Below are 15,236 nucleotides of genomic sequence, written 5' to 3'. Positions count from 1 at the left end.
TCGCGATGACGGCTTAACATCCAACAATGATGCTGAATGTAACTCCGCTTCGCGAGCAGGCTCGCTCCCACATTTTGGACTGCGTAAGGCTCAAGCTTTTTTGGCAGCCGCCTTGGCCTTGGCACCGCGCTGGCGCTGGGCTTCGAACAGGCACACGCCGGTCGCAACCGAGACGTTGAGACTGCTGACACTACCGGCCATCGGCAAATGCACCAGGTAATCGCAATGCTCGCGGGTCAGGCGACGCATGCCTTTGCCTTCGGCGCCCATGATCAGGATGGTCGGGCCGGTCAGGTCCTGGTCATAGATGCTGACCTCGGCCTCACCTGCCGTGCCGACAATCCACAACCCGCGCTGCTGGAGTTTTTCCAATGTGCGAGCAAGGTTGGTCACCGCCACCAGAGGAATCACCTCCGCAGCGCCGCAAGCCACTTTACGCACCACGGGCGTCAGAGTGGCCGACTTGTCTTTCGGCACGATGACCGCCAGCGCACCGGCAGCATCCGCCGAACGCAGGCAGGCGCCGAGGTTGTGCGGGTCGGTCACGCCGTCTAGCACCAACAGCAACGGCGCGCCTTCGGTGCGATCGAGCAACTCGTCGAGCATCGCTTCGCCCCAGACCTGGCTCGGACTGACGTCCGCCACCACGCCCTGGTGCACGCCTTCGACCCAGGCATCCATTTCACGGCGCTCGGCCTGACCGATCTGGACCCGGTTTTCGTTTGCCAGCTCGATCAGCGTCTGCACCCGCGGATCGTTGCGGCTTTCAGCCAGCCAGATCTGTTTGACGCGTTTCGGGTGGTGACGCAGCAACGCTTCTACCGCGTGAACGCCGTAGATTTTTTCCAACTGACTCATGACTTCGCCTTCGGTTTACGCGCCCCGCCACTTTTGGCTGGAGCGGAACCCGCTTTCGGCGGGCCTTTACGGTGTTTGCTCGGTTTGGCTGGCTTGCCGCCGGAGGCCTTGTCAGGCGCCGACCGTCCGGTCTTTCCCCCGGACGCCGCTTTACCACCGTTTTTGGCGTCGGCCAGCAAGGCCTTCTTCATTTCACGGCTTTTGCGCAGCTCGGCGTTTTTCGCCACGGCATCGCTTGGGCGATAAGCCTCGACAGCCTTTTCCTTGGCCGGACGACGGCTGGCGGTTTTTGCCGGAGCCTTTTCTTCCACAACCTTGGCTGCAGGAGCGGTCGTCTCGGTGCCACGCTTCTTGCGGCCGATCGGCGCGCTGATGGTTTTTTCAGCCATCTCGAAGTCGATCTTGCGCTCGTCGAGATCGACGCGCATGACCCGCACTTCAACGGTATCGCCAAGACGGAAGCTGCGACCGGTGCGCTCGCCCGCCAGGCGGTGATGCACAGGGTCGAAGTGGTAGTAGTCGCCCGGCAGCGCCGTCACGTGTACCAGACCTTCGACATAGATATCGGTCAGCTCGACGAACAGGCCGAAACCGGTCACGGCAGTGATCACACCCGGGAACGATTCGCCCACGCGGTCCTTCATGAACTCGCACTTGAGCCAGTTCACTACGTCGCGGGTCGCTTCGTCGGCACGGCGCTCGCTCATCGAGCACTGCTCGCCGAGTTGCTCCAGCGCTGCTTCGTCGTACGGATAGATGCGCGCCTTCGGAATGGTCATCGCACCGGCACGGCGAACGTGCGGGGTGTCCTGTTTCGAATGGATCACGCTGCGGATCGCCCGGTGCGTGAGCAGGTCCGGGTAACGACGGATCGGCGAGGTGAAGTGGGTATAGGCTTCGTAATTCAGGCCGAAGTGGCCTTCGTTCTGGGCGCTGTACACCGCCTGACTCAGGGAGCGCAGCATCACGGTCTGGATCAGGTGGAAATCCGGACGGTCCTTGATGCTGGCCAACAGGGCCTGATAGTCCTTCGGCGACGGACCATCCTTGCCTTTGTGCAGGGACAGACCGAGTTCACCGAGGAACGCGCGCAGTTTTTCCAGACGCTCCGGTGGCGGGCCGTCGTGGACGCGGTACAGCGCAGGAATTTCGTGCTTCTTCAGGAATTCGGCGGTGGCCACGTTGGCCGCCAGCATGCATTCCTCGATCAGCTTGTGCGCGTCGTTACGGGTGGTCGGACGGATCTCGGCAATCTTGCGCTCGGAGCCGAAGATGATCCGGGTTTCCTGCGTTTCGAAATCGATCGCGCCGCGCACGTGACGGGCAGCCAGCAAAACCTTGTAAAGCGCGTAGAGCTGCTTCAGGTGCGGCAGAACGTCGGTGTATTCACCGCGAAGCTTGCGACCTTCGGTAGCCTTCGGCGTTTCCAGCATCGCGCTGACCTTGTTGTAGGTCAGACGGGCGTGGGAATGGATCACCGCTTCATAGAAGCAGTAGTCGGTCATTTCGCCGGACTTGGAGATGGTCATCTCGCAAACCATGGCCAGACGATCAACATGTGGATTCAGCGAGCACAGGCCGTTGGAGAGCTGCTCCGGCAGCATCGGCACCACACGCTCGGGGAAGTACACCGAGTTGCCGCGCACTTGGGCTTCGTTGTCCAGAGCCGAACCGATCTTCACGTAGCTGGAAACGTCGGCAATCGCCACGTACAACTTCCAGCCGCCGGAGAACAGGCGCAGTTTGCCGGGTTTGGCTTCGCAGTAGACCGCGTCGTCGAAATCGCGGGCATCTTCGCCGTCGATGGTGACGAACGGCAGATGGCGCAGGTCGACGCGCTTCTCTTTGTCTTTCTCTTCGACTTCCGGCTTGAGCTTGCCGGCTTCCTTCAGAACGGCTTCAGGCCAAACGTGCGGAATGTCGTAGGTGCGCAGGGCGACATCGATTTCCATGCCCGGCGCCATGTAGTTGCCGACGACTTCAATCACATCGCCTTGCGGCTGGAAGCGCGGGGTCGGCCAGTGGGTGATTTTCACCTCGACGAACTGACCGATCTGGGCGTTGGCGTTGCGGCCCGGGGTGACCAGCACTTCCTGCTGAATCTTCGGGTTGTCCGCAACGACGAAACCGATACCGCCTTCTTCGAAATAGCGGCCAACGATGCTCTCGTGGGCACGGGACACCACTTCGACGATCACGCCTTCGCGACGACCTCGACGGTCCAGGCCGGAAACACGGGCCAGAGCACGGTCGCCGTCAAACACCAGACGCATTTGCGCCGGGCTCATGAACAGGTCATCGGAGCCGTCATCCGGCACCAGGAAACCGAAGCCGTCGCGGTGACCGCTGATGCGACCGAGGATCAGGTCGAGTTTGTCCACTGGCGCATAGGTGCCACGGCGGGTATAGATCAGTTGAGCATCGCGCTCCATGGCGCGCAGGCGGCGGCGCAGGGCTTCGATCTGGTCTTCTGTGGTCAGACCAAACTCTTCGACCAGTTGCTCGCGGGCAGCAGGCGAACCCCGATCAGCAAGGTGCTGAAGGATCAGTTCGCGGCTGGGAATAGGGTTTTCATATTTTTCCGCTTCACGAGCGGCCTCGGGATCGAGGGACTGCCAATCGGCCATTAGAGAGTTTTCACCTTGTCTATATGCGGGTTAGTTTGGCATAGGCGCCATCAAACGGGAAATTTCCGACTATATAAGGCACGTCTGGGGCCTTGTATCGTCGCCTGAAGGGCGTTTTGAACACCGCCGGTAAAAAAAATCATTTTTTTTGCTGACAGGGGTTTACAGTTAAAAAGGCGCTCCGTATAGTGCGCGCCATTGACGACGTACACACGTTGACGAGATGCCCAGGTGGTGAAATTGGTAGACACGCCAGCTTCAGGTGCTGGTGACCTTACGGTCGTGGAAGTTCGAGTCTTCTCCTGGGCACCAATTTCGAGTTTGAGACTAGATCAGTTTCAAGACTCACACAAAAACCCGCGAAAGCGGGTTTTTTGCATTCTGCGCCCCGGACTTTTTCTGAAATTGATTTATTAAAATCAAATCAGGGGTTTACAGATCAAAAGGCGCTCCGTATAGTGCGCCACATCAACAGCGGCAACGCTGAAGATGAAGCCCAGATGGTGAAATTGGTAGACACGCCAGCTTCAGGTGCTGGTGACCTTACGGTCGTGGAAGTTCGAGTCTTCTTCTGGGCACCAATTCAAATTCAAGGTCACGATCTTGAATCTCACAAAAACCCGCGAAAGCGGTTTTTTGCGTTTCCGGGGTTTGGAAAAGCTTGAGAGCCGACACCTGGCAAACACTACCTCTCCTCGCAAAGCGCACTTGAGAAACAATATCGTTTATCATTGTTGCAAGTTTTTGCAATGCGACAGTGAGGAACCCTGCGAATGATGTTTCGAAATACCCTGCGCCGCGGCTTGACCTTCACCCTGCTCGGCCTGGCACTCGCCACCCCCCTCACCCAGGCTGCCGACGCGGTTTCCCTGACTCTCTACAACGGTCAACACAAGGAAGTCGGCGACGCGATCGCCAAAGCCTTCGAAGCCAAGACCGGCATTCACGTCAACGTGCGCAAGGGCAGCAGCAATCAGCTGGCCAGCCAGATCATCGAAGAAGGCGACCGCTCCCCCGCCGACGTCATCTACACCGAAGAATCCCCACCGCTGAACAACCTCGGCGAACAAGGTCTGTTGGCCAAGGCTGACGACGCGACCCTGGCCGTTCTGCCGAAAGAATATGTCGCCGGAAACGGCACCTGGATCGGCGTCACCGCCCGGGTTCGCGTGGTGGCTTTCAACCCGAAACTGATCGACGAAAAGGACCTGCCGAAATCGGTATTGGATTTCGCCGACCCGCAGTGGCAAGGCAAGGTCGGTTTCGTACCGACCAGCGGCGCGTTCCAGGAACAGGCCGTCGCCATCATCAAAAAACACGGCCGCGAAGCCGCCGAAGAATGGCTGACTGGTCTGCGTGCCTTCGGCAAGACCTACAGCAACAACATGGTCGCCCTCAAGGCTGTGGAAAACGGCGAAGTCGCCACGGTGCTGGTGAACAACTATTACTGGTTTGCCCTGCAACGAGAAAAAGGCCAGCTTGATTCGAAACTGCATTACTTCACCGGCGGTGACGTTGGCGGCCTGATCACCGTTTCCAGCGCAGCCGTGCTGAAATCCAGCAAACACCCAAAAGAAGCCCAGCAATTTCTCGCCTACATGGCCAGCGAAGAAGGCCAGCGCGTGATCACCCAGACCACCGCCGAATACCCGCTGCATAAAGGCATGAAATCGGATCGCGGTCTCAAGCCGTTCAGCGAACTGGAAGCGCCGGACGTCACGCCGGCCGACCTGGGCAACGCCGAGGAAGCGCTGGAACTGGAACGCGAAGTTGGCCTGAACTGATGACCGCATCGTTATCCGCCCCCGCTACACGCGAGGGTTACGTACCACGGCGCAAGCGGCCGTCGATCTGGCTGGTGCTGCCGGTGTTGCTGTTGGTGGTCATGAGCCTGTTGCCGCTGGCCTACGTCGGGCTCAAAGCCTGGCAGGCGGGCTGGACTGAAGCGCTGCATTTGCTGTGGCGCCCGTATGTGTTTGGCCTGCTGCGCAACACACTGGCACTGATGGTTGGCGTGACCGTGACTTGCGGTGTGATCGGCCTGTCGCTGGCCTGGCTGTTGGAGCGCAGCAATCTGCCGGGCCGACGGCTGTGGGGCGTGATTCTTTGCCTGCCGTTCGCGGTGCCGGCATTTGTCAGCAGCTTCACCTGGGTTTCGCTCAGCGCGCAGTTCGAAGGACTCGGCGGGGCGATTCTTGTGATGAGCCTGTCGAAATACCCGCTGATCTTTCTGCCGGTGGCCGCCACACTGCGCAATCTTGATCCCTCCCTTGAAGAATCGGCACGGACGCTGGGTCAGAATCGCTGGGGCGTGTTTTTCCGCGTCACCCTTCCACTGCTCTGGCCTTCGCTGCTGGCCGGTTCGCTGCTGATTGCGCTGCACATGCTGGTGGAATTCGGCGCACTGTCGATCATTGGCCTGCAAACCTTTACCACCGCGATCTATCAGCAATTCGAACTGGAATTCAGCAATGCCAACGCGGCGATGCTGTCGGCGGTATTGCTGGCGCTGTGCTTGATGCTGTTGTGGCTGGAGCTGCGCGTGCGCGGCAAGGGCCGGCACGTACGCACCGGCCAGGGTGCGGCGCGTCGAGCTGAACAAGTGCGACTGGGCCCTTGGGCGATCGCCGGTCAGTTGTATTGCCTGATGCTGGCGATTGTTGGCAGCGGGATCCCACTGGGCATGCTGGCCTACTGGCTTGCCGTGGGATCGTCAGCAGCCTTCCCGGTGGCGGCAATCACCGAAGCATTGCTGTCATCGCTGGCTCTATCGCTGGGCGGCGCAGGATTGTGCCTCGTGCTGGCGGTGCCGGTCGGATTGCTGGTAGTGCGCTACAAAGGCCAACTGGCGATCTGGGCCGAGCGCCTGCCCTATCTGCTGCACGCCCTGCCGGGATTGGTGATCGCATTGACGCTGGTGTATTTCGCCCTGCATTACGTGCCGGCGCTGTACCAGACCTCCGCGCTGTTGCTGATCGCCTATGCGCTGCTGTTTCTGCCGCTGGCTCAGGCACCGATCCGCACGGCGCTGAACAAGGCGGCACCGCAACTTGAAGAAGCCGCCCGCACCCTCGGCGCCTCTTCGTTCACGGCGTTCTGCCGGGTGACTCTACCGATCATCTTCCCGGCACTGGGCGCAGCGTTTGCGCTGGTATTTCTGGATGCCATGAAGGAACTGACGGCGACGTTGCTGCTGAGCCCCACAGGGCTCAACACATTGGCGACGGAAGTCTGGGCACACACCGCGAATGTCGAGTTCGCAGCGGCGGCGCCTTATGCGGCGTTGTTGATTGTGGTGTCGGGATTGCCGGTGTATCTGCTGACGACCCGGATGTATTTGAGCCGATAAAAAAATCGCAGCCGAGGCTGCGATTTTTTTTGCCCGGACTATCAGGCCCGGAACTGCCCCAGACTGGCCTTGAGCTGCGCCGCCAGACCATCCAGCACCTTGCCGCTGGCCGTGGTCTCGACCACGGCCTGAGCGGCTTTCTCGGCCTGGGCATGAATCGTCTCGACGCGCCCACGCACAGCTTGCGCGCCTTGCGCCTGATGCGCCGCGGCCTGAGTCGCCAGGCCAATCGCCGCATGCACCTGCTCGACCGACGCCTGCACCGACTGCTGCAAACGCGCACTGTCACGCAGCACCAGCAAGCCTTCGCTGGCCTGACGCCCGGCCTGACCGATTGCCTCGACCGCTTCACGGGCGCCCTGCTGCAAGGCCACGATGTGCGCCTGAATATCGCCGGTGGAGCTTTGGGTCTTGCTCGCCAGCGCCCGGACCTCATCCGCCACCACCGCAAACCCGCGACCGGTCTCACCAGCACGGGCCGCTTCAATGGCCGCGTTGAGCGCCAGCAGGTTGGTCTGCTCGGCGATGCCGTGAATCACCGTCAGCACCACCTCGATCTGCTCGCTCTGCTGCGCCAGCCGCTCGATGACTTTCGCCCCGGTATCGACCTGCCCCGCCAGCGCCTCGATCAGGCTGCCGACCTTGGCCGAGGTGCGAGTGTTCTCGTCGGTGGCCTGGCGAATATCCACCACCTGCTTCAACGCGGCCTGCATCGCATGGCTTTCCGATTGCGCTTCATCGGCCATTTGCGACAGCGCCCGCAGACTTTCGGCCACTTCATCACGCTGCATCCCGGCCGCCGCATCGGCACCGGCGTTGCGCAGGGTCATGGCGCCGATTTCCACACCGGTACGCTGAGCCACATCCCCGGCCTCGCGCACGATCGGCTGCAACTTGTCCACAAAGCGGTTGACCGCCGACGCCATGTCGCCGATCTCGTCCTTGCTGTTGATCTGCACGCGCTTGGTCAGATCGCCCTCGCCTGCTGCCAGATCATCCATGGCGGCATTCAGCATTTTCAGACGATTGACGACCCGATGACCGAGCACCACGGCCAGCAGCAACAGCACCCCAGCCCCGACCAGCGCCAGGCCCATGCCGATGCGCCAACGCAGCGTTGCAGCAGCATCCTGCACGGTACTGGTGGTGTTGGCTTTCATCTCGGCAGCCGTGGACTGCGCCGATTGCAGGCGAGCCTGCATGGCGGTGGCACTGTCGGCAGCAGCACCTTTGAGACTGTCGCCGACCAGTTGATCGCTGCTGGCAATCAACGCCGAGAAGCGCTGGTCGAGCGCCGCCAGATCGGTTTCAACCGAAGCGGTGGAGACGCCCATCAACACCTTGCCGATCTCCACGCCATTGGGGTTGATCGAGGCTTCCAGGTAGTAGACCGACGGATCGTTCTTCGCCGCATCCAGCACCTTGTCCAGCGCCCGCTCGCCCTGGCCTTTTTCCAAAAGGGCCTTGTTGATCGGGTTTTCGCGGTTGAGGTAGCGGGTCAGATGCTGGCCGGTGGCGTCGTCATACACCACAAACAGCACGTTGGGATTGCGCTGGGCCCGACGGGCGAATTCGGACAGGGTCGGCACGTCGCTGTCCCACATGGCACGGGGCGCCACCGAGGCCAGCAACTGGGCCATGTCATTGGCTGAATCCTTCAGGTCTTTTTCCAACGTCGCACGCAGCTGCGCCTGCTCTTCCTTCAGACGCGAGGAAAGACCGGCGGTAAGACGCTGACGGGTACTCGAGGAGAGGTTGTCGAGACTCGACGTGACTTCACGCCCGGCCTGCTCCAGCTCACCTGACAACTTCTGGCTGTCGGCGCCCAGGCGAGTGCCGAGATCGGCCTCCAGCGCGGTGACGGTGCTCCGCGTCAGGGCGACGGCCACCAGCACCTGCACCAAAAGGGCGATACCAAGGGTAACGAACACAGGCCGCAACAAACGGCTTTGTAACAGTGAGAGAACGGCTGACACTTTGAATCCCTCTACTTCTGACGCCATTAATTTGATGGCACTCTTGTAGACAGAATCACAGCAAAGGTCATGCCGTCCAACAGGCATAAACGACAAAGGCCCCGATGAAGGGGCCTTTGTGTTTTTACATCAACGACTTATCAAGCGAACGGATGACGCAGCACGATGGTTTCGTTGCGGTCCGGGCCCGTCGAAATAATGTCGATCGGCGCGCCGATCAACTCTTCAACGCGCTTGATGTAGGCGCGAGCGTTGGCCGGCAGCTCTTCCAGAGTCTTGGCGCCCACGGTCGATTCGCTCCAGCCCGGCACTTCTTCGTACACAGGCTGCAGGCCCACGTAGCTGTCAGCGTCAGTCGGGGCAACCGCGTTGCCTTGCGCATCCTTGTAGCCGGTGCAGATGTTGATGGTTTCCAGGCCGTCGAGTACGTCCAGCTTGGTCAGGCAGATGCCCGAGATGCTGTTCACATCGATAGCACGACGCAGGATAACGGCGTCGAACCAGCCGCAACGACGGGCACGGCCGGTGGTAGCGCCGAACTCGTGACCTTGCTTGGCCAGGTGCGCACCGACTTCGTCGAACAGCTCGGTCGGGAATGGGCCCGAACCTACGCGAGTGGTGTAAGCCTTGGTGATGCCCAGGATGTAGTCCAGGAACATCGGGCCCACGCCCGAGCCGGTAGCAACGCCACCCGCGGTGGTGTTGGAGCTGGTCACGTACGGATAGGTACCGTGGTCGATGTCGAGCAACGAACCCTGGGCGCCTTCGAACATGATGTCTTTGCCGGCGCGACGCAGGTCGTGCAGCTCGGCAGTCACGTCCAGCATCAGCGGCTTGAGCAGCTCGGCGTATTCCTTGCACTCGGCCAGCGTCTTTTCGAACTCGATGGCAGGCTCTTTGTAGTAACCGACCAGCATGAAGTTGTGGTAGTCCACCAGTTCACGCAGCTTGTCTTCAAAGCGCGGCATGTTGAGCAGATCGCCAACACGCAGGCCGCGACGTGCAACCTTGTCTTCGTAAGCCGGGCCGATGCCGCGACCGGTCGTACCGATCTTCAGCTCGCCGCGGGCCTTTTCACGGGCCTGGTCCAGCGCCACGTGGAAGGACAGGATCAGCGGGCAGGAAGGGCTGATACGCAGGCGCTCGCGCACCGGTACGCCTTTCTCTTCCAGCTTGGTGATCTCGCGCAGCAGGGCGTCAGGTGCAACCACCACGCCGTTGCCGATCAGGCACTGCACGCCTTCGCGCAGCACGCCCGACGGGATCAGGTGCAAGACGGTTTTTTCACCATCGATCACCAGAGTGTGACCGGCGTTGTGGCCACCCTGGTAGCGCACTACGGCGGCAGCATGTTCGGTCAGCAGATCAACGATCTTGCCTTTGCCCTCATCACCCCATTGGGTGCCCAGGACTACGACATTCTTACCCATAACACTTGTCCTCATTCGCGCAAACTTGGTGCCGGCGTCAGCCGGCAGGAAAACTCAAGAAGCCAGTGGCGATACTTGCCAAAGCCCGTTCTGCTGGATCAATTGCCGGTCGCAGTCCGCATCACGGGCGGCGGCCAAAGGTTGTCCAGGCAATGCCTGAACGACACGCTGACCCTCACTGCGCAACTGGCAAACCTGCTGCCAGAGTGCCGCATCCGTACTGTCAGGCATCCAGATACCGCCAGACGGTAGCTCGATCTCAGCACGCCCCAGGGTCACCAGGGTTTTCAAATCGGTGGAGAAGCCGGTGGCCGGACGGGCGCGACCGAAGTCGGCGCCGATGTCGTCGTAGCGACCGCCCTGGGCGATGGACTGGCCAACACCCGGCACGAACACCGCGAACACCACACCGGTGTGGTAGTGATAACCGCGCAGCTCGCCGAGGTCGAAGTACAGCGGCAGCTCCGGGAAACGCACCGACAGACGCTCGGCGATCGCCAGCAAATCTTCCAGCGCCGCCAGTACTGGCGCCGGCGCATTGGCCAGACGCTCGCGGGCAGCACTCAGTACTTCACGGCCGCCGCACAGGTCGACCAGCGCGCGTAACATGCCGGACAGATCGGCCGGCAGGCCTTCGGTCAAGGTAATGACCTCGTCGATGGCCTTGCGTTGCAACGCATCGAACAACTGCTGCTCGACTTCACCCGACAGACCGGCCGCCTGGGCCAGACCGCGGTAGATGCCGACATGCCCGAGGTCCATGTGCACGTCCGGCACATCGGCCAGTTGCAGCATGGCCAGCATCAGGCTGATGACTTCGACGTCGCTGCTCGGGCTGGCATCGCCGTACAACTCGGCGCCCAACTGGATCGGGCTGCGCGAGGACGACAAGGCACGCGGCTGGGCATGCAGCACGCTGCCGGCGTAGCAAAGACGGCTCGGGCCTTCGCGACGCAGGGTGTGCGCATCGATGCGCGCCACTTGCGGCGTGATGTCGGCACGGAAACCCATCTGCCGGCCCGATTGCGGGTCGATGACCTTGAAGGTACGCAGATCCAGGTCCTGGCCCGCGCCGGTCAGCAGGGATTCCAGGTACTCGATATGGGGAGTCACGACGAACTCGTAACCCCAGCTCTGGAACAGATCCAACACCTGACGACGCGCGACTTCAATGCGCGCCGCTTCCGGTGGCAGTACTTCTTCGATGCCATCTGGCAGCAGCCAGCGGTCTACCGTTGCCATTACGCCATTCCCCTTAGATCCGGGCGGCCAGCCCGAGGGCGAGCCTTGAGTGAAGCAGAAAATGACCGGCCCGTTCAAAACGCACGCGCATGAACGACGCGGCGAAAGGCCTGTTACCGGCTTCGCCCATCACTTTCCTCGAAAAACTGTCGGGCCATTCAACCCGATCTTCTGCAACAAAAACAGCAATCAAACGTGCAGACGCAAAAAAGCCGGGAATTTCCCGGCTGCCGCATCATACACACGTTTTCCCAAAGGATCACCCCGCCCGAGGTTTTAGCCGCCGGGCGGAATGATTCAGGTCAACGTCGTATCAAGGCTTGGACTTTTCCAGGTAACGGAAGAAGTCGCTGCTTGGGTCGAGGACCAGGACGTCGGATTTGTTCGCAAAGCTTTCACGGTAGGCACGCAGGCTACGGTAGAAACCGTAGAACTCCTGATCCTGACCGTAGGCCTTGGAGTAGATCGCAGCGGCCTGGGCATCACCGTCACCGCGAATCTCTTCGGATTCACGATAGGCTTCAGCCAGCAGCACACGGCGTTGACGATCGGCGTCGGCACGGATGCCTTCGGCCAGCTCGTTACCCTTGGCGCGGTGCTCGCGAGCTTCACGCTCACGCTCGGTGCTCATGCGCTCGAACACGCTGCGGTTCACTTCTTTCGGCAGATCGATGGCCTTGACCCGGACATCGACCACTTCGATACCCAGCTCTTTTTCCGCCATCTTGTTCAGCGACGCGGTGATATCGGCCATCAGCGCATCGCGCTCACCCGACACCACTTCGTGCAGGGTGCGCTTACCGAACTGGTCACGCAGACCCGATTCCAGACGACGGGACAGACGCTCGTCGGCGATCTGCTTGAGGCCGGACGTTGCGGTGTAGAAGCGCTCGGCATCCTTCACGCGCCACTTGGCGTAGGCATCGACCATCACGGCTTTCTTTTCCAGCGTCAGGAAGCGTTGCGTCGGCGCATCCAGCGTCATCAGACGTGCGTCGAATTTACGCACCTGGTTAACGTAAGGCACCTTCACATGCAGACCCGGCTGAACGTCAGCCTGAACCACGCGACCGAATTGCAGCAACACCGCGCGCTCGGTCTGAGCGACGATGTAGAAGCAGTTCCAGCCAACCAGTACCACAACAACGCCAACGATCAGGGCGATCAGCGATTTATTGCTCATCAGCGGGTCTCCCTTGTACGCGACTGTGGCAGGTCAGTGACATGCGGCGTAGCGTCCGTGTTGTTGCTGGCGGCAGCCGAACCGGTGACCGGTGCATTGCTGCCCGAACTGTTCTGAATCATCTTGTCCAGCGGCAGGTAAAGCAGGTTGCTCTGGCCGTTCTTGTTGCCGGTCACGAGTACCTTGCTGGTGCTGCTGAAGACTTCCTGCATGGTGTCCAGGTACAGACGCTGACGAGTGACCTCGGGCGCCTTGCGATACTCGGCAACCAGTTTGGTGAAGCGATCCGCCTCACCCTTGGCGCGCGAGACCGTTTCGTCACGGTAACCGTTGGCATCTTCGAGGATACGCTGGGCCTGACCACGGGCTTCCGGCACCACGCCGTTGGCGTAGGTTTCAGCCTGGTTGCGCGAACGCTGCTCGTCTTCACGGGCGCGGATCACGTCATCGAAGGCTTCCTGCACTTCACGCGGTGCCGCTGCGCTCTGTACGTTGACCTGGGTGACCGTGATACCGGTGCGATAGGTATCGAGGAAGCGCTGCAGGCGCTCCTTGATCTCGCTGGCCATCAGCTCACGACCTTCGGTCAGCACCTGGTCCATCGCGGTGGAGCCCACCACATGGCGCAGCGCACTGTCGGTCGCATGTTGCAGGCTGATTTCCGGCTGGTCGACGTTCAGCACGAAGTCCTGCAGGTTGCTGATCTTGTACTGCACGGTCAGCGGCACTTCGACGATGTTCTCGTCTTCGGTCAGCATCTGGCCCTGCTTGGTGTAGGCACGCTCACGCGTGACGTTCTCCATGTACTTCTTGTCGATCGGCGGGAAGTAGATGTTCAGGCCGGGACCGACAGTCTCGTAGTACTTGCCGAAGCGCAGCACCACGGCTTGCTCCTGCTCGTCCACGACATACACCGCGCTGTACAGCCAGACGGCCGCCAGCACGACAAGGCCGATGCCGAGCAGGCCGCCGAAGCCGCCGCTCTTGCCCGAGCCACCACCGTCATCACCGCGTTTTTTTCCACCACCGAACAACCCGTTCAGGCTTTCCTGCAGCTTTCGGAAGGCCTCGTCGAGATCCGGCGGTCCCTTGCGGTCGCCGTTGTTGCGACGCTTGCCACCCCAAGGATCCTGATTGTTCGAGTTGCCACCCGGCTCATTCCAAGCCATAGCGCTCTCCATCTGATAAAGCAAAGACGCACCCACGGCGCGCCGACCAATGCTACAGAATGCCTGCCGTTGCGGCACAACCGCTTTGTCAGGCTTTTATTGCAAAGTGTGTTGCTCGATGAACTCCGTCGGCACAACGCCTTCACGACTCACCAGTCGATTGAGCTCCGAGCGTGGCAATCGAACGGCCAGCAAGCTGACCCCTTCTTCATCGTGTTCTTCTTTCTGTACCGCGCCCAGTTCGAAGAACTGCGCACGCAGACGCGCGAACCGTTGAGGCAAGCGCAAGGTCCCCACGAACAGGTCGCTGCCCAACAACTCGGCAATCGCCTGCTCGAGCAATTCCAGACCGGTGCCATCACGCGCCGACAGCCAGACCCGCTGGGGCTTGCCGTTTTCATCGCGCTGGATTTGTGGCTCAACGCCTTCAAGCAAATCGAGTTTGTTATAGACCTCGAGGATCGGCAAGTCCTGGGCACCGATCTCGCCCAGCACCACCATCACCTGCTCGATCTGCAACATGCGATCCGGTTCGGCCGCATCGATCACGTGCAACAGCAGGTCGGAGTTGCTCGACTCTTCGAGCGTAGACCGAAATGCCTCGACCAGTTTGTGCGGCAAGTGGCGGATGAAGCCCACGGTGTCGGCCAGGACAATCGGCCCCAGGTCGTCCAGATCCAGACGGCGCAGGGTCGGGTCGAGCGTGGCGAACAGCTGGTCAGCCGCGTACACCTCGGACTTCGTCACATTATTGAACAGCGTGGATTTACCGGCGTTGGTGTATCCCACCAGAGAAACGGTAGGGATATCCGCACGCGAGCGGCCGCGACGCGACTGTTCGCGCTGGCTGCGCACTTTTTCCAGCCGCCGCTTGATCTGGCGCAGGCGAACCCGCAGCAGTCGCCGGTCGGTTTCGAGCTGGGTTTCACCCGGGCCGCGCATGCCGATACCGCCACCCTGACGCTCAAGGTGAGTCCAGCCGCGAACCAGCCGGGTGCTCATGTGGTCAAGCTGGGCCAGTTCGACCTGGAGCTTGCCCTCATGGGTACGGGCGCGTTGGGCGAAAATATCGAGAATCAGACCGGTACGGTCGATCACGCGACACTCGAAAACACGTTCGAGGTTACGTTCCTGACTGGGTGTAAGGGTGTGATTGAAGATCACCAGATCGGCTTCTTCGGCGTGGACCAGGTCGCGCAGTTCCTCGACCTTGCCGCTGCCAATCAGGTATTTGGCGGTTGGCCGATGACGCGGCACGTTAAAAAACGCAACGGTCTCGGCGCCAGCCGAATTTGCCAGTTCCTGAAACTCCTGCGGATCTTCGCGCGCCTCAGGGTCCTGTCCATCCAAGTGAACGAGGATGACTCGTTCACCACCACCGTGGCGCTCAAAGAACAAAGGA

10 protein-coding genes and 2 tRNA genes are annotated in these 15,236 nt (G+C 60.9%); 4 read left to right on the top strand and 8 right to left on the bottom strand.

What is annotated here, in order from left to right:
* Positions 1-90: 90 nt before the first annotated feature.
* Complete coding sequence (rlmB, locus tag JKA62_RS07910; protein WP_007950704.1) at positions 91-858, bottom strand: 23S rRNA (guanosine(2251)-2'-O)-methyltransferase RlmB; 768 nt, start codon at positions 856-858, stop codon at positions 91-93.
* On the bottom strand, positions 855-3,485 hold the full coding sequence (gene rnr / locus JKA62_RS07905; RefSeq protein ID WP_064379105.1) for a ribonuclease R: 2,631 nt from the start codon (positions 3,483-3,485) through the stop codon (positions 855-857). The genes rlmB and rnr overlap by 4 nt, the downstream gene beginning before the upstream one ends.
* Positions 3,486-3,710: 225 nt before the next feature.
* Between rnr and JKA62_RS07900 the strand changes: the two genes are divergently transcribed.
* The 4 genes from JKA62_RS07900 to JKA62_RS07885 all read left to right on the top strand — a co-directional run bounded on the left by JKA62_RS07900 (position 3,711) and on the right by JKA62_RS07885 (position 6,834).
* Positions 3,711-3,797, top strand: a tRNA-Leu gene (locus tag JKA62_RS07900).
* Positions 3,798-3,979: 182 nt separating this feature from the next.
* Positions 3,980-4,066: transfer RNA gene (locus tag JKA62_RS07895), tRNA-Leu, on the top strand.
* 192 nt (positions 4,067-4,258) lie between these two features.
* Positions 4,259-5,269 carry an extracellular solute-binding protein gene (locus tag JKA62_RS07890; protein ID WP_201817222.1) on the top strand — a complete coding sequence of 337 codons (1,011 nt, stop codon included), beginning with the start codon at positions 4,259-4,261 and terminating at the stop codon, positions 5,267-5,269.
* The gene (locus tag JKA62_RS07885; protein ID WP_201817220.1) at positions 5,269-6,834 is read left to right on the top strand and encodes an ABC transporter permease; all 1,566 of its coding nucleotides are present in this window, start codon (positions 5,269-5,271) and stop codon (positions 6,832-6,834) included. The genes JKA62_RS07890 and JKA62_RS07885 overlap by 1 nt, the downstream gene beginning before the upstream one ends.
* Before the next feature lie 41 nt (positions 6,835-6,875).
* Here JKA62_RS07885 and JKA62_RS07880 read toward each other — a convergent pair whose 3' ends face one another.
* The 6 genes from JKA62_RS07880 to hflX form a co-directional block, all read right to left on the bottom strand.
* Positions 6,876-8,810: a methyl-accepting chemotaxis protein gene (locus JKA62_RS07880; RefSeq protein ID WP_041475493.1), complete on the bottom strand. Its 1,935-nt coding sequence runs from the start codon at positions 8,808-8,810 to the stop codon at positions 6,876-6,878.
* 140 nt (positions 8,811-8,950) lie between these two features.
* Complete coding sequence (locus JKA62_RS07875; protein ID WP_011332187.1) at positions 8,951-10,240, bottom strand: adenylosuccinate synthase; 1,290 nt, start codon at positions 10,238-10,240, stop codon at positions 8,951-8,953.
* Between the two features lie 54 nt (positions 10,241-10,294).
* The gene (locus JKA62_RS07870; RefSeq protein ID WP_011332186.1) at positions 10,295-11,482 is read right to left on the bottom strand and encodes an ATP phosphoribosyltransferase regulatory subunit; all 1,188 of its coding nucleotides are present in this window, start codon (positions 11,480-11,482) and stop codon (positions 10,295-10,297) included.
* Between the two features lie 313 nt (positions 11,483-11,795).
* Positions 11,796-12,665, bottom strand: coding sequence for a protease modulator HflC (hflC, locus tag JKA62_RS07865; RefSeq protein WP_007950723.1), 870 nt, complete (start codon positions 12,663-12,665; stop codon positions 11,796-11,798).
* Positions 12,665-13,834, bottom strand: coding sequence for an FtsH protease activity modulator HflK (hflK, locus tag JKA62_RS07860; RefSeq protein WP_011332185.1), 1,170 nt, complete (start codon positions 13,832-13,834; stop codon positions 12,665-12,667). Before hflK ends, hflC begins: the two co-directional genes overlap by 1 nt.
* A 96-nt stretch (positions 13,835-13,930) precedes the next feature.
* Entirely contained in the window at positions 13,931-15,232 is a 1,302-nt protein-coding gene (gene hflX, locus JKA62_RS07855) for a ribosome rescue GTPase HflX (protein ID WP_011332184.1), read from the bottom strand.
* Positions 15,233-15,236 lie beyond the last annotated feature (4 nt).

Origin of the sequence: Pseudomonas sp. B7 (assembly GCF_016735645.1) — a bacterium.
GTDB classification, from domain to species: domain Bacteria; phylum Pseudomonadota; class Gammaproteobacteria; order Pseudomonadales; family Pseudomonadaceae; genus Aquipseudomonas; species Aquipseudomonas glycinae.
The sequence above is the reverse complement of the archived record's forward strand: the minus strand, read 5'-3'. Positions and strand labels throughout refer to the sequence as shown.